This window comes from Rahnella sp. CJA17(1/100) (assembly GCF_963881615.1).
GTDB lineage: Bacteria > Pseudomonadota > Gammaproteobacteria > Enterobacterales > Enterobacteriaceae > Rahnella > Rahnella aceris.
Window position 1 is genome coordinate 82,718 of sequence record NZ_CAWOJA010000001.1, and the last position, 25,954, is coordinate 108,671.

Here is a 25,954-nt window from a genome sequence, read left to right on the forward strand (position 1 = left end):
TGTAGCTCGGTTACAGGCTGCTTTTGTGATGATGATCACCAAAATGCAGGGGGTGATGGCTGTATACGTGTGATCTGTGTCACGGGCTGTCGGGTGGCTACGCGAGGCCTATAATCACGTGGTAGAGTCCGCCTCGCAGACAGCAATTCGACGGACGGATTTTTAAAGCAGTGGCACAAAAACCGAAACAACCGTCACCGATAATTAACTGATATCACGCGCTCTATTGTCAGCGCGTATCAATAGGGGTGCGTTTTATGTTTTCACCAGACGTTAAGATCAAAGTTCAAAACTTTGGTCGCTTCCTGAGTAACATGGTAATGCCCAACATCGGCGCGTTTATCGCCTGGGGTATCATTACTGCTCTGTTCATTCCTACCGGCTGGATCCCTAATGAAACATTAGCGAAACTGGTTGGCCCGATGATCACTTATCTTCTGCCATTGCTCATCGGTTATACCGGTGGTCGTCTGGTCGGTGGTGATCGCGGTGGTGTGGTCGGCGCAATCACCGTAATGGGTGTTATCGTTGGTGCGGATATGCCAATGTTCCTCGGCGCAATGATTGTAGGTCCGCTGGGCGGCTGGTGCATCAAGCGTTTCGACCGCTGGGTTGACGGTAAAATCAAAAGTGGCTTCGAGATGCTGGTCAACAACTTCTCGGCCGGTATTATCGGTATGCTGCTGGCCATTTTGGCCTTCCTGGCAATCGGTCCGCTGGTAGAAGCGCTGTCTAAAGTGCTGGCTGCAGGCGTGCACATCATGGTTATTCATAACCTGTTGCCGCTGGCGTCTATCTTTGTTGAACCGGCGAAAATCCTGTTCCTCAACAACGCTATCAACCACGGTATCTTCTCTCCGCTGGGTATCCAGCAGGCGACTGAAACCGGTAAATCTATCTTCTTCCTGATCGAAGCGAACCCGGGTCCGGGTATGGGCGTCCTGATGGCGTACATGTTCTTCGGTCGTGGCAGTGCTAAACAATCAGCTGGCGGTGCGGCAATCATCCACTTCCTGGGTGGTATCCACGAAATTTATTTCCCATATGTTCTGATGAACCCACGTCTGCTGCTGGCAGTCATTCTGGGCGGTATGACTGGCGTGTTCACCCTGACTGTGCTGAACGGCGGTCTGGTGTCTCCGGCTTCTCCGGGTTCCATCCTGGCGGTTCTGGCGATGACACCAAAAGGTGCGTACTTCGCTAACATCGCGGCTATCGTGGCAGCCTTTGCGGTGTCCTTCGTTATCTCTTCTTTCCTGCTGAAAACCACCAAAGCGAAAGACGGCGACGATCTGGACGAAGCAACACGCCGTATGCAAGATATGAAAGCCCAGTCTAAAGGCGGCAAACCTGCTGTTGCAGGCGTGGCTGGCGACCTGTCTACCGTACGTAAAATCATCGTTGCCTGTGACGCCGGTATGGGTTCCAGCGCAATGGGTGCCGGTGTGCTGCGCAAAAAAGTGCAGGATGCCGGGCTGACCAACATCAGCGTCACCAACAGCGCGATCAACAACCTGCCTGATGATGTGGATCTGGTGATTACTCACCGTGACCTGACTGAACGCGCGATGCGCCAGGTGCCACACGCACAGCACATTTCGCTGACCAACTTCCTCGACAGCGGCCTGTACACGGACCTGACTTCACGTCTGGTTGAAGTGAACAAAGCCAGCCAGTACAAAGAGAAAGTGACCACTACGCTGGGCGACAGCATCGTGACTGACAATGAAAACGAAAACCTGTTCCGCATCAGCGAAAGTAACATCTTCCTCGGCCTGAACGCAGCGACCAAAGAAGACGCGATTCGTTTTGCCGGTGAACAACTGGTGAAAGGCGGTTATGTTCAGGCAGAATATGTCGACGCGATGCTGGCTCGTGAGCAGCTGACCTCGACGTATCTGGGCGAATCCATCGCTGTGCCGCACGGTACCATCGAAGCGAAAGATCGCGTGCTGAAAACCGGTATCGTGTTCTGCCAGTATCCGGCGGGTATCCGCTGGGGCGATGATGAAGACGACCGTGCACGCCTGGTCGTCGGTATCGCAGCGCGCAATAATGAGCACATCAACGTGATCACCAAACTGACCACGGCGCTGGACGAAGAAGGTGTTATCGAACGTCTGGCGAACACCACCAGCGTTGAAGAAGTTCTGACTATTCTTCGCGGCTAAGGTTGAGTAATCAGTAGAGCGTTACTAAGCGGGTCTTGATAAAAGACCCGCTTGTTGATTCGGAGCCGGGCGGCTCCCAGCTTTACCCAAAGCTTTTTACCATAAAGTATGGCCCCCGATTTGAAGGAAATATTATGAAAGCATTACATTTTGGTGCAGGTAACATTGGTCGCGGTTTTATCGGTAAATTACTTGCTGATGCCGGGATTGAACTGACGTTTGCGGATGTCAGCCCTGCCTTACTGGATGCGCTGAACAGCCGTAAAGGTTACGACGTGCACGTGGTCGGTGAACAGGCCACCGTTGAGCCTGTCAGTAATGTGAATGCCGTGAACAGCGCCGGTCAGGAGGCAATCAACCTGATCGCTGAAGTCGATCTGGTGACCACCGCCGTCGGTCCGACCGTGCTGGAAAAAATCGCGCCGAACGTCGCTAAAGGTCTGGTGCTGCGTCATCAGCAAGGCAACGAAAAGCCGCTGAACATTATCGCCTGCGAAAACATGGTGCGCGGTACCAGCCAGTTTAAACAGCACGTATTCAACGCCCTGCCGGAAGATGAAAAAGCCTGGGTTGAAGCGCACGTCGGTTTTGTCGATTCCGCCGTAGACCGCATCGTTCCCCCTGCGGCAGCGGGCACCACCGATCCGCTGGAAGTCACCGTTGAAACCTTCAGCGAATGGATTGTGGATAAAACCCAGTTCAAAGGAGAATTGCCGGAAATCGCAGGCATGGAACTGACGGATAACCTGATGGCGTTTGTTGAACGTAAACTGTTCACCCTCAACACCGGTCATGCCATCACCGCCTATCTCGGCCAGCAGGCAGGCCACGCGACAATTCGTGATGCGATCCTCGACGAGAAAGTGCGTCTGGTGGTTCGCGGTGCCATGGAAGAAAGCGGGGAAGTGCTGATCCGCCGTTACGGTTTTGACCCGGAAAAACATTTCGCTTACATCGAAAAAATCCTGACCCGTTTCGAAAACCCGTACCTGCATGACGATGTTGAGCGCGTTGGCCGTCAGCCACTGCGTAAACTGAGTGCGGGTGATCGTCTGATCAAACCCTTGCTGGGCACGCAGGAATATCGCCTGCCGAACGACAATCTGGTGAGAGGGATTGCGGCCGCGATGCATTATCGCAGCGAGCAAGATCCGCAAGCTAAAGAACTGGTAGAATTGCTGGAGAAAGTCGGGCCAAAAGCCGCCCTTGCCCAGATTTCAGGTCTGCCAGAAGATGGCGAAGTTGTGGCGAAAGCCGTCGCTCTCTACGAATCGATGCACTGATACTGCGTTTATTTTGATTTCGCCAACACCAGGCAAAGAAAGCCCTGTCGGGCGGGATGTTTCTGCCCGACATGCGCGCATCATGGATGACGCCAGGGGCGCTGTCAGCATCGGCTCTTTAATGCAAGTAAGCCCTATGGAAAAAGCTCAGGCGTTTGAAAACCGTGTACTTGAAAAGCTTAATGCGGGTAAAACCGTGCGCAGCTTTTTAATGACCGCTGTGGAGTTACTGGCCGAAGCGCTGGATATTCTGGTGGTGCAGGTTTTCCGTAAAGATGATTATGCGGTGAAATATGCAGTCGAACCGTTACTGACCGGCACCGGACCGCTCGGTGATTTGTCTGTACGTCTCAAACTGATTTATGCGCTGGGCGTGATCAGCCGTCATGAATACGAAGATGCAGAATTACTGATGGCGCTGCGTGAAGAGCTGAATTACGACGGCGAAGAGTATCGTTTTACCGATGATGAAATTCTCGGCCCGTTCGGTGAATTGCATTGCGTGACAGAACTGCCGCCAGCGCCCACTTTCCTGAAACCGGGCGAAGCCGACGAGTCGCTGATCGCCATGCAACGTCAGCGCTATCAACAAATCGTCCGCTCCACCATGGTCCTTTCCGTGACAGGGCTGATCGCCCATATCAGTAATCAGCAGCCTTCCAGGCTTTCTCCGGTGCAAAAATAAATCCCTTAAATCATTGCATGGCGCACTTCGCCGACCAGCAACCACAGCGCGGTTAATGCCATCATGCCGCCCATGATTGTGTTAAACATTTTCAGCTTCCATTCCACACGTAATGCCTGACGTAACCTGTCACCCATCACGACCCAGACCAGAATGCAGGGCAGATTGATCAGCGCGAAGCCGATACAAATCAGCAGCGTGTGATGCAGCATGTTGCCATCCGGCGGGGTAAACAGAATCGCCACGTTGGTCGCCATCAGCCACGCTTTCGGGTTCACTGCCTGAAATAACGCGCCATTAATCATGTTCATCGGTTGCTGTTTTGCGCCTTCTTTCGGCGAGCCGGAACGGTAAATTTTCCACGACAGCCAGAACAGATACGCACAGCCCACTGCCGCCATTGGCAGACGCACAACGGTCATCCAGCTCAGCAGAATCGCCAGCATGGAGGTCATCAGCGCACACTGCACCACGCAGCCCAGCGTAATTCCCAGCATCATCGGCACGCTGCGGCGCAGCCCGAAATTCACCCCGGAAGCCGCCAGCAACAGATTGTTCGGGCCGGGTGTAATTGACATCACGGTGACGTAACTGACAAAAGCGGTATCGATCATTTTGTTTTCCTGCATCCCCTGTTTTCCAGATAACCAGAGTAAACACTGCACAGGAAAGGTAACAGAACCAGAAATACGCTATTGTTATGGTTACAGATTGCATTACTAAAAACTGTACCCATGACTTTTCACGGAACTGACACCATGACTGATACAGCGGATTTCAGCGACACGCGATATAACCAACTGGCGGAACAACTGGCGGACGCTATCCGCCGTGGCACACTCGCACCGGGCAGTCGTTTGCCGTCCGTGCGACGCAGCGCACAAACCTGGTCAGTCAGTATCAACACCGTGGTAGCCGCTTACCGGCGGCTGGAAGATCGCGGCTTTATCGAGGCACGTCCGCAGTCCGGTTTTTATGTGCGGGCCGCGTTGCCCGCGCTGGATCACCAGCCGCAGGAACAGCCGCAGACGCCAGCGGCAGAACCGGCAGATGAAGTGCTGGATCTGATCGACAAAGTGTTCGCCTCGCAAATTGACCCCACCTACACCAACTTATCGCTGGCCTGTCCGCAGTCGAACGATTTTTACCCGACCGGAAAACTGGGGCGGATTATGTCGTCACTGCTGCGTCGTCAGCCCAATCTGATCGGGCAATACGCGCTGCCGCCGGGCAGCCCGGCGTTACGCCAGCAAATTGCGCGCCGTGCACTGACGCTCGGCATGATTTTAGAGCCTGCGGATATCACAATTACGCACGGTTGTATGGAGGCGTTACAGCTGGCATTGCGCGTTACCACCAAACCCGGCGACAGTATCGGGCTGGAAACGCCGACCTATTTTTATCTGCTGCCGATGCTGGCGAGTCTCGGACTGAAAGCAGTGGAAATCCCCACCGATCCGCAAACCGGCCTGTCGCTGGATGTGCTGGAAATGCTGCTGACCGAGAAACGGCTGAATGCAGTGATCGCCATGCCGACGGCGCAAAATCCGCTGGGCTTTACCATGCCGCTGGCGGCGAAAAAACGGCTGGCGCGGCTGATGAACGATCACCAGGTCCCCCTGATTGAAGACGGCCTTTACGCAGAAATTCAGTTTGGCGCGACGCTGTCTCCGGCAGTAAAAGCCTTTGACCGGGACGGCTGGATCCTGTTTTGCACCAGCTTTACCAAAACGTTGGCACCGGATTTTCGCATCGGCTGGGTGGACGGCGGGCGCTTTGCCGATAAGCTGCATAAACTGAAAGCGGTATCGTCAATGGCAGAGTCCGCCTTGCTTTCCCAAACGCTGACATTGTTTCTGGAATCGGGCGGTTACGATCATCATCTGCGGGTTTTACGCAAACGCTACGCGTCGCAGGTGGAACAGGCGCGCGCGTTGATCGCCCGTCACTTCCCGCAGGGCACCCGCGCCACGCAACCGGCAGGCGGCTTTGTTATCTGGGTGGATTTCCCGCCGGGCGTCGATTGCGTCACGCTGTTCCGCCAGTTACTGAAAGATAAAATCTGCATGACGCCGGGACAACTGTATTCACCGAGCGGTCGCTACGCCAATGGCCTGCGTTTATCGTGCTGTTATGTTTTCGATACCCGCTATATTTCGGCGATGATCCGCATCGGCGAGCGGGCGTGTGAGATGTGTGGTTTGCCGCCGGGGCTGGAGGCTACAGGAACGGATTCCTTCCCTGATAAATAATATTAATTTTTGAGAAAGAGAGGTTGCCCGGATGGATCAGTTCTTCGACCGTACTGCCTGCTGAAATCAAATTGCCGGTTAAATAGGGTTCGCTGTTGAAGGTAAAGACGAAGCAATATTTCGCGCTATCACGGTATTTGGGTTCGCCGAGAAACAGTTGTTGAAAGGCTTGCCTGGCATTGAAGGCATTCCTGCCTCGCACCATATAGATACCTGATTTTGCTGCGGATCCGCGTCTGTCATAATTTGGGCGAGCCATAAAACATCGGCTGGCGATAATTTTGGGAAATGTTTCAGCTGATGTGTAGTGAATATACAGTGGTTTTCCGTTGAACATGCCGTTGTTCAAATGCATTTCAATACGGTGATCGTGGCTGAATGTCGGCTTCATGATGTCTCTCTCCATGAGGGAAAATGATGGGGGTGATCCTAGTCCCATGTGCAAATGCAAACATCCTGAAAATCTCAGAACAAAATGTATGCCGCACAAATCGAGCATCTCGCGCATCGGGCTGTTACACTTAGCCCAATTGTTCACTACACGAATTGGTCACTATGAAAGAAGTCGAAAAAGCCGAGATTAAACGCCTCAGCGACATGCTGGATGCACTTAATCACAAAGATGCAACCGTGATTCAGGCAGGTAATGCTGAGTTAATCGCTAAGCACGAAGAAGAGAAAGAAAAACTGGCTGCCGAGATCGCGCGTTTGAAAGAAGTGCGTGAGAAAAAACTCAGCACCGAAGCGCAGAAGCTGGAAAAGCTGTTCAGCCGTGAAATCACCAAGAAAGAACAGGCTGATATGGGCACGCTGAAGAAAACCGTTCGCGGTATCGTGGTGGTTCACCCGATGACTGCGCTGGGCCGCGAAATGGGCCTGAAAGCGGTGACCGGTTTCGCTAAGAAAGAATTCTGAACTAACACGCCCTCCCCTGCGAAGGGGAGGGTTGGGGTGGGGTATTAAAGCAGAATCAAAGAGTTGACGTGTGCTTTGACTCGGGTTTTGTCTTTATAACCCCCTCCCAGCCTCCCCTTTCGCAGGGGGAGGAGCAAAGAAAAAACCCTCCAGCCATACCCGTTCTGTTTCTTATTTCCCAAACAATCTCCGCCCAAAATCCTCGATCTTGCGATTTACCAGCCGCATCTGCATGGTTTTACTCCAGCTGGCAGAAATCCCTGCCGCAGACATCAGACGGCGATACTGTTCCTCATCAAACGGCATGTTGAAGGCGATAGAAATCGCTTCTGCGACGGACACCTCACTGTTGCGCGTCAGCAGTTCCAGCGGCCGGTCGCCACTGACATTCCCCGTACTGACCACCCGATATAACCAGCCGCAGCGGCCGCTTTGTTGTAACAGCGGCGACAGGTTTTTGCAGTCGAGAAAATGGTTCAGTTTGTAGCAGGGCGCACGGGGTTGCGTGACCTGAATCAGCGCGTCGCCCCAGCGGAAAATATCGCCGATATACACGTTATCTTCGGTCATGCCGAGTGTCGAAAGGTTTTCCCCAAACGCAGGCGGATGAAAACGGTCCTCTTCTTCGGGAAACTGCTGGCGCAACCAGGCGTAATGCTCGCGGGGAAAATGACACAGCGCGCGGTCAGCGCCACCGTGATAAGAATTTTCGGCCTGCTGATCGTTCTCCAGCCCGAGAGGCGTCAGAGCGACCGCGCCATCAACCTGACGTTTGGCAATCGCACTGGGTGAAAAGTCGGGATAATGCTCGATGGTACCGATGTACACGTCGGGATAATGCATAAGCTCTCCGCTGCTGAAATGTCACTCGCTCAAGCATAACCTGCATTCGGCAGCGGGAGTAGAAGGAATACCTGCGCACATGCGGGGTGCGCAGGTTAATCAGTCAGAACGTTTCCCAGTTATCCTGACTGGTTTTGCCTTGAACTGGCAGCGGCAGGGCCGGACGGCGCAGCGCGGCGGATGCCGGTGCGGCCAGCATATCGCCGTTATCGGCCAGGCGGAATACCGAGACTGCCTGCGTCAGCGTCGCGGCCTGATCTTCGAGTGAATCGGCGGCAGCGGATGACTGCTCAACCAGCGCGGCGTTCTGCTGTGTCGTGCTGTCCATTTCGACAATCGCCTGCGAAATCTGGCTGATTCCACGGCTTTGCTCGTCAGAAGCAGAGGCGATTTCACCCATGATATCGCGCACATGCGAGACGGATTTCACGATGTCCTGCATGGTGCGTCCGGTATTTTCCACCAGCTTCGCACCGGTGTTAACACGTTCAACCGACTCCGCAATCAGCCCTTCGATCTCTTTCGCCGCCTGGGCACTGCGCTGTGCCAGTATGCGGACTTCCGAGGCGACGACTGAGAATCCGCGGCCCTGTTCACCGGCTCGCGCGGCTTCAACCGCAGCGTTCAGTGCCAGGATATTGGTCTGGAACGCGATGCTGTTGATGACGGACGTAATTTCGGCGATACGTTTTGAGCTGCCGGAAATCTGCTGCATGGTGTCGACCACTTCGCCGACTTGTTTGCCGCCGAGCGTTGCGGTGCCCGAAGCCTCGCTGGCCAGTTTGCTGGCGTGATGGGCGTTATCGGCGTTCTGTTTCACCGTCGCGCTCAGTTCTTCCATGCTGGCGGCGGTTTCTTCAACCGCGGCGGCCTGCTGTTCGGTGCGTGAGGAAAGATCGGTATTCCCGGCGGCGATTTCAGCCGCCGCGTGAGAAACCTGTGAAACGCCGGAGCGGATTTCATAAATCATCGTACTGAGATTCTGGCTCATCGCGGACACCGCGTTCATCAGCATACCCAGCTCATCGCGACGTGTGGTTGGATGCGCGACAGTCAGATCGCCCCGCGCAATCGCCTCCGCCGTTTTCAGCGTATCGCGCAGCGGCTGGGCAATCTGGCGGGTGATTCGCCATGCAATGATAATCCCCACCAGCATTACGATCAGCGTAATCACCATCATGATCATCTGTGCATTAGTGATGTCTTTATGCGTGTTATCCAGTTCATTTTTGAATATTTTTGCGACCAGTGTGTTCATCTCAGCGGCTTTTACTGTCAGCAGCTGCGAGTTCTTTTGTTCATCTTCGTAAGCCGGCATGTAGGCCATAACGTGATCTTTATAGGTCGCCAGCGCACTCATCAGCGGGGCGAGTGTGGCCTGCTGATCCGGCAACAGTAATGCGTTCAGCTTTTTAGCATTGGCCTGCGTATCATCAATTGACTTTAACAGCCTGGCTTCCGATTCCTTGTTGATGTTGAGCAACAGGCCGCGCACGTCATAACGCACGTTGATCAGTTTTTGAATGACTTCGGCCAGTGAAAGACGAATGGAAGGATCGGCATCTTCCACACGCAGCTGATCTTGTAAACGTTTCACAACGGCTTCGGTTTCGGAAAGATTCCAACTGGCGCGTACCGCATCTTTGCGGTCGACGGCTTCTTTAAACGCGGCTTGTGCCTGCTGATATTCATGAATTTTTACCGGCACCTGCTCCAGTTCTGCCTGGCCAGCGGCATCCCATTTCAGCTTGTCTTTCGACTGCTCAATCAGTTGCGACAGCGCGTCAATGTTGTCCTGATTTTTTTTGAGATACGCCGGATTGTAATTGAGCTGATAAAGCGTACGGCTGAGGCGGGCATCATTGAGTAATGCGTTCATCTGATTACTGAAATCGACTTTTTCCGCACGCTGACTGATGTCGTTAAATTTAATCATTCCCGCAGTGGTAATGACGGCCGCGATCAAAAGCACCAGGCCGAAACCCAGACCCAGTTTGGTGCCGACCTTGAGATTGTTCATCCACTGCGAAAGACCCGATCCGTTACTCATAATCATTCTCCGTCAAACATCCCTTTTAAATAGACATGCGTTTTTGTGACGCCTTTGTGAACAATCTATCGGTAGGTTGTTTAATAAACTTTATAGGATCTGTGGCGTATTTTTGATTAATGCGAGCGGGGTCTAATAATGGCGGGAAACGGAAGAATAATTCGCTGTAAAACAGTGATCATGCATACAAATTCAGGACATAAAAAAGGCGGGTCACTGACCCGCCATTGGCGAAAACATCATCATGCCCGCGAAGGGCGGCGGTGCGAAATTACTTCGCTTCAGCCAGACGTTTTGCTGCTTCGTCCCAGTTTACAACAGCCCAGAAGGCTTTGATGTAGTCAGGGCGTTTGTTCTGATATTTCAGGTAGTAAGCGTGTTCCCACACGTCCAGGCCCAGCAGCGGGTAACCGGAAGCGCCGGAAATGGCTTCGCCCATCAGCGGGCTGTCCTGGTTAGCAGTAGAAACAACCGCCAGTTTGCCGTCTTTCAGTACCAGCCATGCCCAGCCTGAACCGAAACGAGTGGTCGCTGCTTTCTCAAAAGTTTCTTTGAAAGCGTCAACGCTGCCGAAATCGCGTTCGATCGCAGATTTCAGTTCGCCCTGCAGGGTGGTGCCAGTTTTCAGGCCTTTCCAGAACAGGCTGTGGTTAGCGTGGCCGCCTGCGTTGTTACGCAGTGCAACTTTCTTGTCTGCAGGAACCTGATCCAGTTTGGTGATCAGTTCTTCAACCGGCAGTGCAGCCAGTTCCGGCAAGCTTTCCAGCGCAGCGTTAGCGTTGTTCACGTAAGCCTGGTGATGTTTAGTGTGATGGATTTCCATCGTTTCTTTGTCGAAATGCGGTTCGAGTGCGTCGTATGCGTAAGGCAGTGATGGCAGTGAATAACTCATGTTCATCGTCTCCATAGTGTAGGGCGGCACCGTCATTGTGAGCACCGCGTAATCAGTCGGATCATTATAGTTAATTAAATGATATTGAAAATGATTATCTATGCTCCATGCTTTGTGCGGGTACTCGTAAGCGCCTGTTATACGGGGCTTAGAACCAGATAACCGCAAACAATCCTAAATTGTCTAAAGGCACGCGGTGCTTAGAGAGAGTTAACGTAACCGTTGCGGATGTGTATACACCGTTGCCCGTCCCGGTTTACTGAAACCGACCAGCGTCAGATTGCATTTTTCGGCAACGTCGACTGCGAGCGTGGTGGCGGCGGAGACGGCAAACAGGATTTCGATGCCGCACATCGCGGCTTTCTGCACCATTTCATAGCTGGCGCGGCTTGATACCAGCGCGGCGCCGGATATCCAGTCGCTTTGTCTGGCTCGCATACCGAGCATTTTATCGAGCGCTACATGACGGCCCACATCTTCGCAGCCACCCAGTAATTCACCCTGCGATGTGATCCACGCGGCGGCGTGGGTACAGCCGGTGAGCTGGCCGATTTCCTGCACGGATTTCAGCTGGTGCAGCGCGTTGTCCAGATTCGCCAGATCAAAGGTTTGACTGAACGGCAGCGGCGCGAGCGGGCGGAATAAATCGCCTAACTGTTCGATGCCGCAGACGCCGCAACCGGTGCGGCCTGCCATGGCACGGCGGCGTTCTTTCAGCCCGGCGAAACGGCGGCTCGATAATTCGATGTTAACCTCAATCCCGTTACAGTTTGGTGTCACCTCCATCCCGTAAATATCACTGACCGATTCAATAATCCCTTCTGACAGCGAAAAGCCCAGCGCAAAGGCCTGCAGATCTTTCGGTGAAGCCATCATGACCACATGCGAAATGCCGTTATAAACCAGCGCAACGGGCACTTCCTGAGCAATCCAGTCATCTTCCGGCTCATTGAGATGTGCGCGCTGCATCACCGTTTTTTGGCTGGCTCCGATGATCTGAGTCACTTTTTTGTCATCTTTTTCGCCCAGTTCGTTTACTTGATGGACATCCATTAGCAATAACCTTATAAACATTCCGGCTACATAAGCCGCACAAAAACTATGGGTACTTAGCTTTAATTTTAACGCTTCCGCATCAGCCGCGGAAAGCGCCAATTTGAAAAGCAATGTGTTAACAGATGATGGGAAGGAGTCTTTCATGCAAGTCAGCAGAAGACAATTATTCAAAATATGTGCGGGTGGTATGGCCGGCACCACGGCGGCATTATTAGGATTTACTCCTACCATGGCGCTGGCGGAAACCCGCCAATACAAACTGCTTCGCTCCCGTGAAACCCGCAACAACTGCACTTACTGTTCCGTAGGTTGCGGAATACTGATTTACAGCCAGGGCGATGGCGCGAAAAACGTCACTGAAAATATCTTCCACGTAGAGGGTGACGCCGATCATCCGGTCAGTCGTGGCTCGTTGTGCCCGAAAGGCGCAGGCGTGCTGGATTACATCCACAGCGAAGGCCGTCTGAGATATCCGGAATACCGCGCTCCCGGTGCCGATAAATGGCAGCGCATCACGTGGGACGAGGCGATTTCCCGTATCGCCCGCCTGATGAAAGATGACCGCGACGCCAACTTCGTCGAGAAAAATGAAAACAGCGTGACGGTCAACCGCTGGCTGACCACCGGCATGCTGTGTTCTTCTGCGGCCAGTAATGAAACCGGTCTGCTGGATCAGAAATTCACCCGCGCACTGGGTATGGTGGCGATCGACTGTCAGGCCCGTCTTTGTCATGGCCCGACCGTGGCGGCATTAGCGCCAACCTTTGGTCGCGGTGCGATGACGAACAACTGGGTCGACATCAAAAACGCCAATGTGATTTTAATTATGGGCGGAAATGCGGCAGAAGCGCACCCGGTCGGATTCAAATGGGTGATTGAGGCCAAAACCAAAAATAACGCTAAAGTCATCGTCGTCGATCCGCGTTTTAACCGCAGTGCTGCGGTGGCCGATATCTACGCGCCGATTCGCGCTGGTTCTGACACGGCCTTCCTGCTCGGCATGATCAACTATCTGATCACCCACAATAAAATTCAGACCGAATACGTCCTGGAATACACCAATGCCAGCCTGCTGGTACGTGAAGATTATGAATTCAACGACGGTCTTTTCAGCGGTTTTAACGCGGCGAAAAAATCCTATAACAAAGAAAGCTGGCACTATCAGCTGGATGAAAAAGGCTTCGCGAAACAGGATAAAACGTTGCAGGACCCGCGCTGTGTCTGGAACTTGCTGAAAGAGCATGTTTCCCGTTACACGCCGGAACTGGTGGAACGTCTGTGCGGTACCTCAAAAGAAGATTTCCTGCTGATCAGTTCCATTCTGGCGGAAACCTGCGCACGCGATAAAACCTCGACTATTTTGTATGCGCTGGGCTGGACGCACCATACCGGCGGCGCACAAACCATCCGCTGTGCGGCGATGATCCAGTTGCTGCTTGGCAACATTGGTATGCCGGGCGGCGGCGTGAATGCCCTGCGTGGTCACTCCAATATTCAGGGCTATACCGACCTCGGTTTGCTGTCGCTGAACCTGCCGGGTTACATGCCTTTGCCGTCGGAAAAACAGACTAATTTCACTGATTATCTGCATCAGATTACGCCCGCACCGCTGGTGGACGGACAGGTCAATTTCTGGAAAAACACACCGAACTTTTTCGTTAGTATGATGAAAAGCTTCTGGGGCGATCACGCCACGGCGGAAAATGACTGGGGCTTTGACTGGCTGCCGAAATGGGACAAAAGCTACGACGTGCTGCAACAGGCCGAGCTGATGACCGAAGGCAAGCTGAACGGATATATCGTGCAGGGCTTCAACCCGCTGGCGGCCTTCCCGGACAAAAACAAATCCTCGCGTGCACTCTCGAAACTCAAATACATGGTGGTGATCGACCCGCTGGTGACTGAGTCCTCAAACTTCTGGCAAAACCACGGTGCAATGAACGACGTGCAGACCGCCGATATTCAGACCGAGGTGTTCCGTCTGCCGTCTTCCTGTTTTGCAGAAGAAAACGGTTCGATTGTGAACTCCGGTCGCTGGCTGCAATGGCACTTCCAGGCCTCTGAGCCACCGGGTGAAGCGCTGCACGACGGCAAAATTATCGCCCGTCTGTTCATGAAACTGCGTGAGCTGTACCAGAAAGAGGGCGGTGCCAATCCGCTGCCGGTAATGAATATGGCGTGGGATTATCAGGATCCGCTCGACCCGCTGCCGGAAGAAATCGCCCGCGAAGCCAACGGCAAAGCGCTGGCTGATATTCATGATGACCAGGGCAATCTGCTGGCGAAAAAAGGCCAGCAACTTTCGACGTTTGCCCATCTGAAAAATGACGGCAGCACCGCCAGTTTCTGCTGGATTTACACGGGAAGCTGGACGGAAGCCGGTAACCAGATGGCGCGCCGCGATAACGCCGATCCTTCCGGTCTGGGCTGTACGTCCGGCTGGGCGTGGTGCTGGCCGCTCAACCGCCGCATTCTGTATAACCGTGCGTCCGCTGATCCGCAGGGCCAGCCGTGGGATCCGAAACGCGAAATCATCCGCTGGGATGGCGCGAAGTGGATTGGTTTTGATGTCCCGGATTACAGCGCCGCCGCGCCGGGGTCCGGTGTCGGGCCGTTCATCATGCAACAGGAAGGCGTCGGCCGTTTATTCGCCACTGACAAAATGGCCGACGGCCCGTTCCCTGAGCATTACGAACCGATCGAATCACCGATTGGCACCAACCCGTTGCATCCGGCGGTGATTTCCAATCCGGTCGCGCGCATTTTTGCCAGCGATTTGCCGAATATGGGCACCGCCAAAGACTTCCCGTATGTGGCGACCACCTATTCAATTACCGAATTGTTCCGCCACTGGACCAAACACGCGTTGCTGAACGCCATTGCGCAGCCAGAACAGTTTATCGAGATCGGCGAAGGTCTGGCCGCCTCGAAGGGCATTGCGCAGGGCGATGAAGTGAAAGTGTCTTCGAAGCGCGGATTCATCGTGGCGAAAGCCGTGGTGACCAAACGCATCCGGCCACTGACCATCGACGGTAAGCACGTTGATACCATTGGCATCCCTTGCCACTGGGGCTTTGAAGGCGCGACGCGTAAAGGTTATTTAGCCAACACGCTGACGCCGTCAGTCGGTGACGCTAACTCACAAACGCCGGAGTTTAAGGCGTTCCTGGTTAACGTGGAAAAGGTCTAACGGAGGCGAATTATGGCAATGCAATCACAGGACATACTTCGTAAGTCCGCAACCAACGGGTTCACGCCAGCGCCGCGTGCCCGTGATCATCAGCAGGAAGTGGCGAAACTCATCGATGTCACCACCTGCATCGGCTGTAAAGGCTGTCAGGTCGCCTGTTCCGAATGGAACGACCTGCGCGATGACGTCGGGTTTAATACCGGCGTTTACGATAACCCGATGGATCTCAGTGCGAAATCCTGGACGGTGATGCGTTTCTCAGAAGTAGAACAAAACGGCAAGCTGGAATGGCTGATCCGCAAAGATGGCTGCATGCACTGCGCCGATCCGGGCTGCCTGAAAGCCTGTCCGGCGGAAGGCGCGATTTTGCAGTACGCCAACGGCATCGTCGATTTTCAGTCAGAACATTGCATTGGCTGCGGTTACTGCATCGCCGGTTGCCCGTTCAACATTCCGCGCATCAACCAACAGGATAACCGTGCCTACAAATGCACGCTGTGCGTTGACCGTGTGAGCGTCGGCCAGGAACCGGCCTGTGTGAAAACCTGCCCGACAGGTGCGATTCATTTTGGCACTAAAACCGCAATGCAGGATTTGGCTGCAGAACGCGTCAGCGAGCTGAAAGGCCGCGGGTTTGAACATGCCGGTTTATACGATCCGCAGGGCGTTGGCGGCACGCACGTGATGTACGTGCTGCATCACGCCGACAATCCTGAGCTGTATCACGGCCTGCCAAAAGATCCGGCCATCAGCGCGGCGGTTACCTTGTGGAAAGGTGTCTGGAAACCGCTGGCCGCCGTCGGCTTCGCAGTGACCTTCGCCGCGGCGGCATTCCACTTCCTCGGCGTGGGGCCGAATTACGTGAAAGAGGAAGAGCATACGGAAGGGGAAGATAAACATGACGATGAGGAGAAACGACCATGAAAAAAGAGAAGTTAATCCAGCGCTATAACCTGGTGGAACGTCTCAATCACTGGATCGTGGCGTTTTGTTTTGTGACGCTCGCGCTCAGCGGCATCGGCTTCTTTTTCCCGTCGTTTAACTGGCTGATGAACGTTTACGGCACCCCGCAACTGGCGCGTATCCTGCACCCGTTTTTCGGCGTGGTGATGTTCGTCTCTTTCCTCGGCATGTTCTTCCGCTACTGGAAGCACAACCTGCCGGAAAAAGATGACATTGTGTGGGCGAAAAATATCGGCAAAGTGCTGACCAATCATGAAGTCGGCGACACAGGCCGCTATAACTTCGGCCAGAAATGCGTGTTCTGGGCGGCGATCAGTTGCCTTGTGCTGCTGATGGCGAGCGGCGTCATGATCTGGCGTCCGTGGTTTGCTGGTTACTTCCCGATCCCGCTGATCCGTCTGGCGCTGCTGGTGCATTCACTGGCCGGTATTGGCCTGATTCTGGTGATCATCATGCACGTCTACGCGGCGACCTGGGCGAAAGGGTCGATTTCGGCCATGACCGGCGGCAAAGTGCCCGCGTCATGGGCGAAGTATCACCATCCGCGCTGGTATCGTCAGGTGCGTGCTGAAGAGCTGAAAAAAGAACAAGATAAGAGGAAAGCCGGATGAGCATCCAGATTGTTCAACAGGACGAACTGACAGACGGTAAAACCACGGCGGGGAACATCCCGCCGGTACTGTTCGCCAACCTGAAAACACTGTATCAGCGCCGCGCCGATCGTCTGCGCACGCTGGCTGAAAACAGCCCGCTCGACGGATATCTGAACTTTGCTGCGGCGATTTGCGACGCCCAGCAACGCGTGCTGAAAGAGTTTCCGCTCAGTATCGACCTGAGTGGCGAATTAGAAAAAGCTGCCGGTAAACCGCCACTCGACTGCCGTTTGTTTCCGCGCACGCCGCACTGGCTGACCTTGCTGGATGCGCTGATCCTGGTGCTCAAACATGGCGCATCAGAGCCGGTGTCCGGCGTACTTGAGCGCCTCGAACATTCCCCGAGCCTGCAGCGGGAAATGATGGCGACGCAGTTGCTGAATCAGGATTTCAAACACGTTCCGGCCGATGAAGCCCCGTTTATCTGGGCCGCGTTGTCGCTGTACTGGGCGCAGATGGCGGCGCAGTTGCGGGGTGTCGGGCGGGCGGATTATGGCGAAAATCGTCAGTTCTGCCCGGTCTGCGGCAGTATTCCTGTGTCTGCGGTGATCAATGCCGGTGGCCTGCGCTATCTGCACTGCAATCTGTGTGAAAGCCAGTGGCATGTGGTACGGGCGAAATGCAGCAACTGCGACGAGATGGAGCATCTGAATCTGTGGTCGATTGATGATGAGCAGGCGACGGTGAAAGCCGAAGCTTGCGATGATTGCGGTGCGTATCTGAAACTGATTTATCAGGATAAAGACCCGCAGGCTGACGCTGTGGCGGACGACCTCGCCACGCTGCTGCTCGATGACCGGATGGAAGATAAAGGATTTTCCGGCAGCGGCATCAACCCGTTCCTGTTTCCCGCCGGGTAACCTGTAAATCTGGCAGCCGTGACTGGTAAACCCCGGCATGGCTGCTAGCTTTAAAAGAGGTTCCGGCGAAAACGAGGAGGGTCTGATGAAATTGATCGGCAGTTATACCAGCCCGTATGTACGCAAAATTTCGGTGATGTTGCTGGAAAAAGGCATCCCGTTTGATTTCATTAATGACACCCCCCACGAACCTGGCTGCAAAATCACACAGTACAATCCTCTCGGAAAAGTCCCCGCGCTGGTCGCCGATGATGGCGAAATTTTCTATGATTCCCCGATCATTGTGCAGTTCATCGAACTGATGAATGTCGCGCCCACGCTGTTGCCGTGGCAGCCGCTGGAAGCGTTACGCGTGAAGCAAATTGAAGCGCTGGCCGACGGCGTCACTGATGCTGCCGTGGCGCTGGTGCTGGAAGGCCGCCGCGATGCCGATAAACGTAACGAAGCCTGGGTTTTGCGCCAGCGGGAAAAACTGCTGCGCGGGCTGGATGCGCTGGAAAAGCATGCGGCAAACCGTACATTGCTCAATTCTGAAAGCCTCAACGTGGCCGATATTGCCGTCGCCTGTTGTCTGGGCTATCTCAACTTCCGGCGTATTGCGCCGGGCTGGTGTGTCGAGCATCCCGAACTGGTAAAACTGGTTGAACGCCTGTTCCAGCGCGAGAGTTTTGCGCGCACCACACCCCCCGGAAGTGGTAACGCCAGCTTTGCAGCGAAAAAGGTGTGAGGCCGCTCGAAGACTTCTCTTTACAATCTGCCGGTGAGATTTTTAAAGCCTAAGCTTTGTGCAGCGCTCTGCTAATCCCTGTTGCATAAAGGAGTTCCATCATGGCCTATGATAAAAATCCTCATGCCGTCAAACCGGAAGAATACGGTTTCCCGCTGAAACTCAAAAAACAATACGACAACTTTATTGGCGGTGAATGGGTCGCGCCGGTAAAAAAAGAGTATTACGACAACCTGACGCCGGTTACCGGCGAAGTGCTGTGTAAAGTGGCCAGTTCCAGCACCGATGACGTCGATCTGGCGCTGGATGCCGCCCATCAAGCCAAAGACGCATGGGGAAAAATGCCGGTGCAGCAGCGTGCAAACTTACTGCTGAAAGTCGCCGATCGCATGGAACAAAATCTTGAACTGCTGGCAAATGCCGAAACCTGGGATAACGGCAAACCGATCCGCGAAACCAGTGGTGCAGACGTGCCGTTAGCCATCGACCATTTCCGTTATTTCGCCTCCTGCGTACGCGCACAGGAAGGCGGGATCAGCGAAATCGACAGCGAAACCGTGGCCTATCATTTCCACGAACCGCTGGGCGTGGTGGCACAAATTATCCCGTGGAATTTCCCGCTGCTGATGGCGTGCTGGAAAATGGCACCGGCGCTGGCGGCAGGTAACTGCATCGTACTCAAACCGGCCAAACTGACGCCGCTGTCGGTTCTGTTGCTGATGGAACTGGTGCAGGACATTCTGCCTGCTGGCGTCATTAACGTGGTCAACGGCGCGGGCGGGGAAATCGGCGAATATCTGGCGACCTCCAAACGTATCGCCAAAGTCGCTTTCACCGGTTCGACGGAAGTCGGCCAGCGGATCGCCGGCTATGCTGCACAAAACCTGATCCCGGCTACGCTGGAACTGGGCGGTAAATCGCCGAATATTTTCTTCGCCGACGTGATGGATAAAGAGGACGAATTCTTCGACAAAGCGCTGGAAGGGTTCGCGCTGTTTGCCTTCAATCAGGGCGAAGTCTGTACCTGTCCGAGCCGTGCGCTGGTGCAGGAGTCCATCTACGAACGCTTTATGGAACGGGCAATCAAACGCGTGGAAGCGATCAAAACCGGTAACCCGCTGGATATGGAAACCCAGATGGGCGCGCAGGTGTCTGCCGGACAGATGAAAACCATTCTGGATTACATCGAAATCGGTAAAAATGAGGGCGCGGAAGTGCTGACCGGCGGTGCGAAGAAGAAACTTGAAGGTTCGCTGAACGAGGGTTATTACCTGCAACCGACCATCTTGCTGGGTAAAAACAACATGCGCGTCTTCCAGGAAGAAATTTTCGGACCGGTGCTGGCGGTAACGACATTCAAAGATATGGATGAGGCGCTGCAAATCGCCAACGATACGGCGTACGGGCTGGGGGCGGGTGTCTGGAGCCGTGACGGCAACGTGGCGTATCATATGGGGCGCAACATTCAGGCTGGCCGTGTCTGGACCAACTGCTATCACGCCTATCCGGCACATGCGGCGTTCGGCGGCTACAAACAATCCGGTATCGGGCGCGAAACCCATAAGATGATGCTGGATCACTATCAGCAAACGAAATGTTTACTGGTGAGTTATTCGAGTAAACCGATGGGGCTTTTCTGATTCTGAGTTGCCATTAATACCCCACCCCAGCCCTCCCCTTCGCAGGGGAGGGAGCAGGTCGGCGTTTTTACGCCTCCCCCTGCGAAGGGGGAGGCGGGGAGGGGGTTTTGCAGGCGACTCAGATCGAAATCACACCACGCTGTTCGGCGGCAGCACCACCTGACGGCTGCGCAGGAAAACCACCACCAGCGCCAGCCAGGCGAGACCGCTTATCAGGTTGAACATGTTAAACATCCCCGCACCACCTTCGACGTAAGCCACTTTTGCCAGCTCAATCCCAACCGTGAAAATCATCATGCTGATAACGCCCATGGCGGCGGAGACAGTCCCTTTGCTCATGTCGCTGGAGAACAGCGTCAGGCGGTACAAACCGGCATTCGCCACACCAATTCCGAACGCATACAGGCTCAGACCGGCGGTCATCCACAGATAGGCGTGCGCAGAAAACATCGTAGCCACCGCGGCGATCAGCAAACCGACCACCATCGGGCCTGCGCCCAGTTTAATCAGATATTCGACGGTACGTTTGCCCGTCAGGCGCGCCAGCGTAACGTTACCGATAATCAGTGCGCCGAAAATCGGCACCTGTAACAGGCCATAATCGTAAGTGGCTAAGCCTTCGCCGCTGATTAAAATCACCGGCGACTGTGCAATCCACGTCAGCAGCGGCAGGCTGGCAAAACCAATCGCCAGCGCGCCGCATACGAACTGACGGTTCTTCAGCACGTGCTTGTAATCGCGCAGCAGGCTTGGCATCGAGAACGGTTCGCCAAGGCGGGAAGCTGTTTCCGGCATCGATTTCCACAATCCCCACAGCGCGATAGCGGCGAGCACGGCGAAAATTACAAACATCGACTGCCACGGGGCAATGTGGATCAGCGCCGCACCGGCCAGCGGCCCGAGCAGCGGGGCAATCAGCGCGACATTCGCCATCATGGCCGTGATTTTAATACACACCGATTCTTCGAAAGATTCCTGTATCGCCGCGTAGCCGACCGCGCCGATAAAGCACAGGCTGATGCCTTGCAGGAAACGCATCACCATAAACTGTTCAATGTTTTGTACGAACAAAATGGCCAGACAGGTGATGATGAAAAAGCTCACGCCCGCCAGCATAACCGGACGACGCCCGCGCCTGTCTGACAGTGGCCCGAGCAGCCATTGCAGGAACATGCCGCCAGCCAGATAAGCGGTCATGGATGTTGGCACCCATTCTTCCCCGGCATGAAAATTAGCCACGACGGCCAGCATGCCCGGTTGGATCATATCGTTACCGATATAAGTCGCGAATTCGAACAGCACCAGGCACAGAGGGAACAAAAGCGCCTGCCGACCCAGAAGGGACGCAGTATTTGGAGAATTATGCATTTTAGTTATTCACAGACGTAAGGCTAATCGGTTGAAAATTAGCAGAAAATAAGAGACTGTCCGGGCGGGTTTCGCAAGCGAGGCAGTAATGCTGGCTATTTTGCCGATTATTTGAGCGCAACGCAATCTTCAGATTCACGTTCAGCACAATCTGAGAACGGCACTTTTGCCTTGTTAGCCCTCCAAAAGCTGGCTACGCTGCCAACAACCATCGGTAAGAAGGAAATTGCAGGGAATGAGCCAAAAAATCAGCTGGATAGATAATCTGCGTGCGCTCGCCTGCATGATGGTGGTGATGATCCACGCCAGCACCTCGCTGGTGGTCAATTTCGCTGCGGTCCATACCGCTGAATGGACAGTGGCAAACTTGCTCAATTCCGCCTCGCGCGTCTGTGTGCCGCTGTTCTTTATGATTTCCGGTGCGCTATTTTTGGGTGAAAAAAGTGCGCAAAAACGGCATTTTTGGCGCGTCACATTATGCTTGCTGTTCTACAGCGCCGTCTCGCTGATGTATATCCTCACGATGACAGAAATAGGATTTTGGCCGTCTTTGCGTCTGATTGTGGAAAAACCGGTGTTTTACCATCTTTGGTTTTTCTACGCCATTATCGTGATTTACCTGATTTCCCCGCTGATTAATGTTAAAGCCGTATCCGGCAGATACCTGCTGATCGCCGGAACATTGCTTGGCGTCCTGGCGAATCCGCAGCTGCCTGCCGTGACATGGCAGAAAATCCATCTTTTGCCGCTGGATTTATACATCAGTGGCGATACCTTCTATTACGTGCTTTACGCCCTGATGGGCCGCGCCATCAGCCAGCTCAATACTGAAAAAATGGTAATCACGCTTACCGCCAGCGCCCTGTTTATCCTCAGCACGCTGGCGATTGCCACGGGTACGTACCGGCAGATGCAGATTAACCAGAATTTCGCCGACACCTTTTACGTCTACAGCGGCCCGCTGGTGTTTATCTCCGCCATCGCGCTGTTCGTGGTGTTCAAAAACGCGCTGACACACCGCATGCTGCCGGGATTTGCCCTGATCTCCCGTCATTCCCTGGCCATCTACGGCTTTCATGCACTGATCATCATTGGCCTGCGCAGCCAGCATCTCGACTTTCCGCAATATCCGCTGCTGAACATCGCCTTTTTGTTTATCTGCGGGCTGGGTGGCGGATTATTACTGGCGATGGGGTTGGGGAAAATAGACCGGCGGAATTGGGTGAGCTGAAAACAATATTGATTATTTATACACATCATGAATGGTTGTGCATGATATTATCAATTTATTTCCCCTCATTTTATTAAATCGGCACGTCACGATTAATCTCTTTCATTATCTTTGTCATTTTGTTCCGGATATTATTTCGCTTCACTTATCCAGGCAAATTATCATGACATTCTGGCCGCCCTTTCAAATAAATGGTGTGATTTATACGCTTGATCATCTTCGGGCATCGACAATTGTTGCTGTCAGGCCAGCCAGTGACGATTTTCCAACCCGTAAGTTACGGATTTTTGTGGTCTACACTGATCATTGTTTCACGGCGCATCAGGCAGAATCTGAGTTGTGGGTTTATCCTCATGCTCCCGGAAAGCATCAGCGATATTTTTGTCCGCAACGTCATTCATATTCATTCCGCTTACCCGAGCTTATAAATAAACTCATTAATGAAAATGCGTTATTAGGCCGGACGTTGCATCAGCATCAGGAAACATTTTATTATCTGGAAGCACATTATATGGGTGTGGATTATTGTTTGTTTTTTGAAATAACAAAAAATAAACATCCGGTGGGTGACATACGATTAAAAGTGATGACAAGTTACCCGAGAGAAAAATGGGCTGGCCCGGTGGGCGTAAATGGATGGTTCAGTTTTTGGCATATTTTTGATGCGAGGATGAAAGGTCTTAAATTACCAACAAGGCGCAGATAACAAAAAAGCGACACGGGGTCGCTTTTTTGTTTTTACAGCTTCAGGCGGAGGTCTTTGGATTTTCATCTTATCGCGGCACGGCCAGCGGCCTTTACAGGCAGACACCGACGTACTGTTTAGCGTAGCCATTCAGTCCCACAAATCGTCAGCGGATAAAATTTTACTCAATTAATGCTCAACTTGCAATCAGCCTTGCGTTTAACGCCACCGCTCCTGCGCACGGCGCAATTGTCTTGCGGATGAAAATCCGGCGGCGAGGGCGGCTTTTTCGATGCCTGATCCCTGCTGAAGGCGCTGTTGCGCCACGGCGATACGCAGTTGCTCGTGGTAGTCACGCACGCTGATACCCAGATGCTGGCGGAACAAACGGGTGAGGTGGCGTGCGCTGATGTGCGCTCTGGCAGCGACCTCTTCCACCTGCCAGGCGGATTCCGGTTCGGCGGCCATCAGATTTTGTGCGCGGTGAACGGCGGGGTGCAGATGATTACGGTAACGCAGCCACGGAGAGAGTTGCGGATCATCACCGCCACGACGAAAATAGACCACCATTTCGCGGGCGACATCCAGCGCCGCCTGCGGTCCCAGATGCGTGGCGATCAGGTGCAGTGCCAGATCGATACCGGCGCTGATGCCCGCGCTGGTCAGCACGGAACGGTCTTCAACAAATATCCGGTTATCTTTGACCTGTGCGGCGGGGACCTGCTGGCGCAACTGCCCGATCACGTCGTGATGTGTCGTGCACTGATAGCCGTCGAGCAGCCCGGCTTTTCCGGCCAGCAGGCTGCCGGAGCAGATACATACCAGCGTTAAATTCCCCGCTTCAATGGCGCTTTTCTGCTGATGCAGCCAGTCGCAGGTCGTCTGCGCCACCATTGAGCTGAAGTTTTCAGCGGATTCCGCCACGCCCGGCATGATCAGAATGCTGCCCTCTGGCAGGCTTTGCGGCAGTGGCTGTAAATGGCTGACCATCAGGCCGGTAGACATCATGACTTCCGGCTGCGGCCCGATGTAGTGCAGCCGGAATTGCCCGCTCAGGCGCAGCGCTTCCGCCGGGCCGGTGAGATCTAACGACATCACGCCGGGGAGCGTCACAAAGTAGACATTTCGCTGCATAGTGCTTCATCCGTCCGCAGGGGAAAACGCTATCTTCACACAACGCGGTCAAGTTCCGCCAGCGCACCGGTCACGTCGGTGAGGGTGGCAAAGCGGTCGTCGAGCACCAGCTCGGTACGCAATTTGATCTCCTGCGCGCTCAGCGTGAGTCCGCTGGCGTGGGTCATCGGGAACGTAAGTGTCGCTTCGGTGACAAAAGTCACCGAATAGCCGAGGTCGGACGCCACGCGAGCCGTGGTTTCGCAGCACTGCTCGGTACGCATACCGGCGATAATCAGATGCGTGATGCCTTTATCACGCAGCCAGCCGTCGAGGCCGGATTCCGTCAGGGCATTGTGGACGTGTTTATGGACGACATGTTGCGGCTGGTGTGTGAGGAACGTCATCGGCGTGACCAGACCGGAAGCCAGCGAAAAGTCGCCATCAGGATTGACGTGAAACACGTCGATAACCGGCACGTTGCGGGCCTGACAGCCATCAATCAGGCGGGTTAATGCTGCGCTGAAAGCCGGTAAATCATCCTGCTGCCAGAAGTCTTTATGTTCGAAGGAACGTTGAACGTCGATGTTTAACAGGGCGCTTTGGGTCATTTTCGGACTCCATCTGGTGAGTGTTAAGCCAGTGTGCGCCTGAATTGAAATGAGAAGAATGCCAAAAACGGACATGATGCTGACCAGGGCGGACGACCTGCGCCATCCGCCGTCGGTTCAGAATTTTTTGATCAAAGCTGCTGATCGGCGCGCCAGTGGTGATAGTCGATATGGTCGGCCTGGAAATTAGTCGTTTCAGCGTCGCCGGTCAGGCGGTACGCAAGCTGAAACGCAAAATCAAACGCCAGCCCTAATCCTTTGCCGCTGAGTAAATTGCCGTCTTCTACAAACGACTGATTGACGTAAACGCCGTCTTTCACGTCTTTGTATAAATCGCCGGAACAGACATAGCGACGACCTTTCAGCAGCCCGTTTCCGCCGAGTACGCGCGCGGCAGCGGAGCACAGCGGGCAAATCAGTTTACCGGCGTCGTCATGACGGCGGACAAATTCCACCACCTCTTTACTGGCCGCCAGCGCCACTGAACCTTCCGGCCCGCCGGGCATGACGACGGCATCGAATAAACGGTCACCCTGCGCAGACAGCAATTCATTGGCCTGCATCTGAATGCCGTGATAGGTGCGCAACGTCAGGCTTTTCTGGCAGGCTAATGTGGTGACCTGAATCTCCAGCCGCTCGAGAATATCGAGCACAATTACCGCTTCACCTTCTTCAAATCCGTCGGCCAGCAGCAGAGCGACCTGCTTTTTCGCGTTGTCCTTTACCATAATGCAAATGTCCTCTGAGGATAAAAATCAGAGGACAT

Annotated in this window: 22 protein-coding genes and 1 pseudogene; 13 read left to right on the forward strand and 10 right to left on the reverse strand. The window is 54.0% G+C overall.

Going from position 1 to position 25,954, the window contains the following annotated elements; all coding sequences use genetic code 11:
- The first annotated feature begins 257 nt into the window (after nt 1–257).
- The 3 genes from AACU55_RS00390 to AACU55_RS00400 all read left to right on the forward strand — a co-directional run bounded on the left by AACU55_RS00390 (nt 258) and on the right by AACU55_RS00400 (nt 4,139).
- Nucleotides 258–2,171: a PTS mannitol transporter subunit IICBA gene (locus tag AACU55_RS00390; protein WP_013573384.1), complete on the forward strand. Its 1,914-nt coding sequence runs from the start codon at nt 258–260 to the stop codon at nt 2,169–2,171.
- A 134-nt stretch (nt 2,172–2,305) separates the two neighbouring features.
- Nucleotides 2,306–3,454 (forward strand): mannitol-1-phosphate 5-dehydrogenase, encoded by a 1,149-nt coding sequence (locus AACU55_RS00395; protein WP_013573385.1) that lies wholly within the window; start codon nt 2,306–2,308, stop codon nt 3,452–3,454.
- 136 nt (nt 3,455–3,590) lie between these two features.
- On the forward strand, nt 3,591–4,139 hold the full coding sequence (locus tag AACU55_RS00400; RefSeq protein ID WP_014411435.1) for an MltR family transcriptional regulator: 549 nt from the start codon (nt 3,591–3,593) through the stop codon (nt 4,137–4,139).
- 5 nt (nt 4,140–4,144) lie between these two features.
- Here AACU55_RS00400 and AACU55_RS00405 read toward each other — a convergent pair whose 3' ends face one another.
- Nucleotides 4,145–4,753: a LysE family translocator gene (locus AACU55_RS00405; RefSeq protein WP_037033907.1), complete on the reverse strand. Its 609-nt coding sequence runs from the start codon at nt 4,751–4,753 to the stop codon at nt 4,145–4,147.
- 144 nt (nt 4,754–4,897) lie between these two features.
- On the opposite strand from AACU55_RS00405, the gene AACU55_RS00410 reads away from it, so the two are divergent.
- Nucleotides 4,898–6,391, forward strand: a complete 1,494-nt coding sequence (locus tag AACU55_RS00410) for an aminotransferase-like domain-containing protein (RefSeq protein ID WP_037033857.1) — start codon at nt 4,898–4,900, stop codon at nt 6,389–6,391.
- Here AACU55_RS00410 and AACU55_RS00415 read toward each other — a convergent pair.
- Complete coding sequence (locus AACU55_RS00415; protein ID WP_134706458.1) at nt 6,360–6,782, reverse strand: hypothetical protein; 423 nt, start codon at nt 6,780–6,782, stop codon at nt 6,360–6,362. The genes AACU55_RS00410 and AACU55_RS00415 overlap by 32 nt on opposite strands.
- 164 nt (nt 6,783–6,946) lie before the next feature.
- Here AACU55_RS00415 and AACU55_RS00420 point away from each other — a divergent pair, with 164 nt between their 5' ends.
- Entirely contained in the window at nt 6,947–7,306 is a 360-nt protein-coding gene (locus AACU55_RS00420) for a YibL family ribosome-associated protein (RefSeq protein WP_013573390.1), read from the forward strand.
- Between the two features lie 171 nt (nt 7,307–7,477).
- Here the strand turns inward: AACU55_RS00420 and yiiM are convergent, their stop codons facing one another.
- The 4 genes from yiiM to fdhD all read right to left on the reverse strand — a co-directional run bounded on the left by yiiM (nt 7,478) and on the right by fdhD (nt 12,144).
- Nucleotides 7,478–8,149: a 6-hydroxyaminopurine reductase gene (gene yiiM, locus AACU55_RS00425; RefSeq protein ID WP_134706460.1), complete on the reverse strand. Its 672-nt coding sequence runs from the start codon at nt 8,147–8,149 to the stop codon at nt 7,478–7,480.
- A 103-nt stretch (nt 8,150–8,252) separates the two neighbouring features.
- Nucleotides 8,253–10,199: a methyl-accepting chemotaxis protein gene (locus AACU55_RS00430; protein ID WP_134706462.1), complete on the reverse strand. Its 1,947-nt coding sequence runs from the start codon at nt 10,197–10,199 to the stop codon at nt 8,253–8,255.
- Between the two features lie 271 nt (nt 10,200–10,470).
- Nucleotides 10,471–11,091, reverse strand: a complete 621-nt coding sequence (gene sodA / locus AACU55_RS00435; protein WP_013573393.1) for a superoxide dismutase [Mn] — start codon at nt 11,089–11,091, stop codon at nt 10,471–10,473.
- Nucleotides 11,092–11,301: 210 nt separating this feature from the next.
- A complete protein-coding gene (gene fdhD, locus AACU55_RS00440; RefSeq protein ID WP_037033853.1) occupies nt 11,302–12,144 on the reverse strand; it encodes a formate dehydrogenase accessory sulfurtransferase FdhD in 843 nt (280 codons plus the stop codon).
- Between the two features lie 145 nt (nt 12,145–12,289).
- Between fdhD and fdnG the strand changes: the two genes are divergently transcribed.
- The 6 genes from fdnG to exaC all read left to right on the forward strand — a co-directional run bounded on the left by fdnG (nt 12,290) and on the right by exaC (nt 20,180).
- Complete coding sequence (gene fdnG / locus AACU55_RS00445; RefSeq protein ID WP_134706464.1) at nt 12,290–15,337, forward strand: formate dehydrogenase-N subunit alpha; 3,048 nt, start codon at nt 12,290–12,292, stop codon at nt 15,335–15,337.
- Between the two features lie 12 nt (nt 15,338–15,349).
- Nucleotides 15,350–16,261 (forward strand): formate dehydrogenase subunit beta, encoded by a 912-nt coding sequence (gene fdxH / locus AACU55_RS00450; protein ID WP_112151990.1) that lies wholly within the window; start codon nt 15,350–15,352, stop codon nt 16,259–16,261.
- Complete coding sequence (gene fdoI / locus AACU55_RS00455; RefSeq protein ID WP_013573397.1) at nt 16,258–16,911, forward strand: formate dehydrogenase cytochrome b556 subunit; 654 nt, start codon at nt 16,258–16,260, stop codon at nt 16,909–16,911. The genes fdxH and fdoI overlap by 4 nt, the downstream gene beginning before the upstream one ends.
- Nucleotides 16,908–17,813, forward strand: a complete 906-nt coding sequence (gene fdhE, locus AACU55_RS00460; RefSeq protein WP_134706466.1) for a formate dehydrogenase accessory protein FdhE — start codon at nt 16,908–16,910, stop codon at nt 17,811–17,813. The genes fdoI and fdhE overlap by 4 nt, the downstream gene beginning before the upstream one ends.
- Before the next feature lie 85 nt (nt 17,814–17,898).
- Nucleotides 17,899–18,540, forward strand: coding sequence for a glutathione S-transferase (locus tag AACU55_RS00465; protein ID WP_013573399.1), 642 nt, complete (start codon nt 17,899–17,901; stop codon nt 18,538–18,540).
- Nucleotides 18,541–18,641: 101 nt separating this feature from the next.
- Nucleotides 18,642–20,180 carry an acetaldehyde dehydrogenase ExaC gene (gene exaC / locus AACU55_RS00470; RefSeq protein WP_013573400.1) on the forward strand — a complete coding sequence of 513 codons (1,539 nt, stop codon included), beginning with the start codon at nt 18,642–18,644 and terminating at the stop codon, nt 20,178–20,180.
- Nucleotides 20,181–20,309: 129 nt separating this feature from the next.
- On the opposite strand, the gene AACU55_RS00475 is transcribed toward exaC, so the two are convergent.
- The gene (locus AACU55_RS00475) at nt 20,310–21,548 is read right to left on the reverse strand and encodes an MFS transporter (protein WP_134706468.1); all 1,239 of its coding nucleotides are present in this window, start codon (nt 21,546–21,548) and stop codon (nt 20,310–20,312) included.
- A gap of 235 nt (nt 21,549–21,783) precedes the next feature.
- On the opposite strand from AACU55_RS00475, the gene AACU55_RS00480 reads away from it, so the two are divergent.
- Together AACU55_RS00480 and AACU55_RS00485 are read left to right on the forward strand one after the other, a co-directional pair.
- Nucleotides 21,784–22,779 (forward strand): acyltransferase, encoded by a 996-nt coding sequence (locus AACU55_RS00480; protein WP_134706470.1) that lies wholly within the window; start codon nt 21,784–21,786, stop codon nt 22,777–22,779.
- A 163-nt stretch (nt 22,780–22,942) separates the two neighbouring features.
- The gene (locus tag AACU55_RS00485; protein ID WP_134706471.1) at nt 22,943–23,485 is read left to right on the forward strand and encodes a hypothetical protein; all 543 of its coding nucleotides are present in this window, start codon (nt 22,943–22,945) and stop codon (nt 23,483–23,485) included.
- A gap of 198 nt (nt 23,486–23,683) precedes the next feature.
- Here AACU55_RS00485 and AACU55_RS00490 read toward each other — a convergent pair whose 3' ends face one another.
- The 3 genes and pseudogenes from AACU55_RS00490 to AACU55_RS00500 form a co-directional block, all read right to left on the reverse strand.
- Nucleotides 23,684–24,598, reverse strand: a complete 915-nt coding sequence (locus AACU55_RS00490; RefSeq protein ID WP_013573404.1) for a GlxA family transcriptional regulator — start codon at nt 24,596–24,598, stop codon at nt 23,684–23,686.
- Between the two features lie 47 nt (nt 24,599–24,645).
- Nucleotides 24,646–25,188 (reverse strand): annotated as a pseudogene (locus AACU55_RS00495) (isochorismatase family protein); the annotation flags it as partial.
- Between the two features lie 131 nt (nt 25,189–25,319).
- Complete coding sequence (locus tag AACU55_RS00500) at nt 25,320–25,916, reverse strand: DJ-1/PfpI family protein (protein WP_134706472.1); 597 nt, start codon at nt 25,914–25,916, stop codon at nt 25,320–25,322.
- Nucleotides 25,917–25,954: the final 38 nt, after the last annotated feature.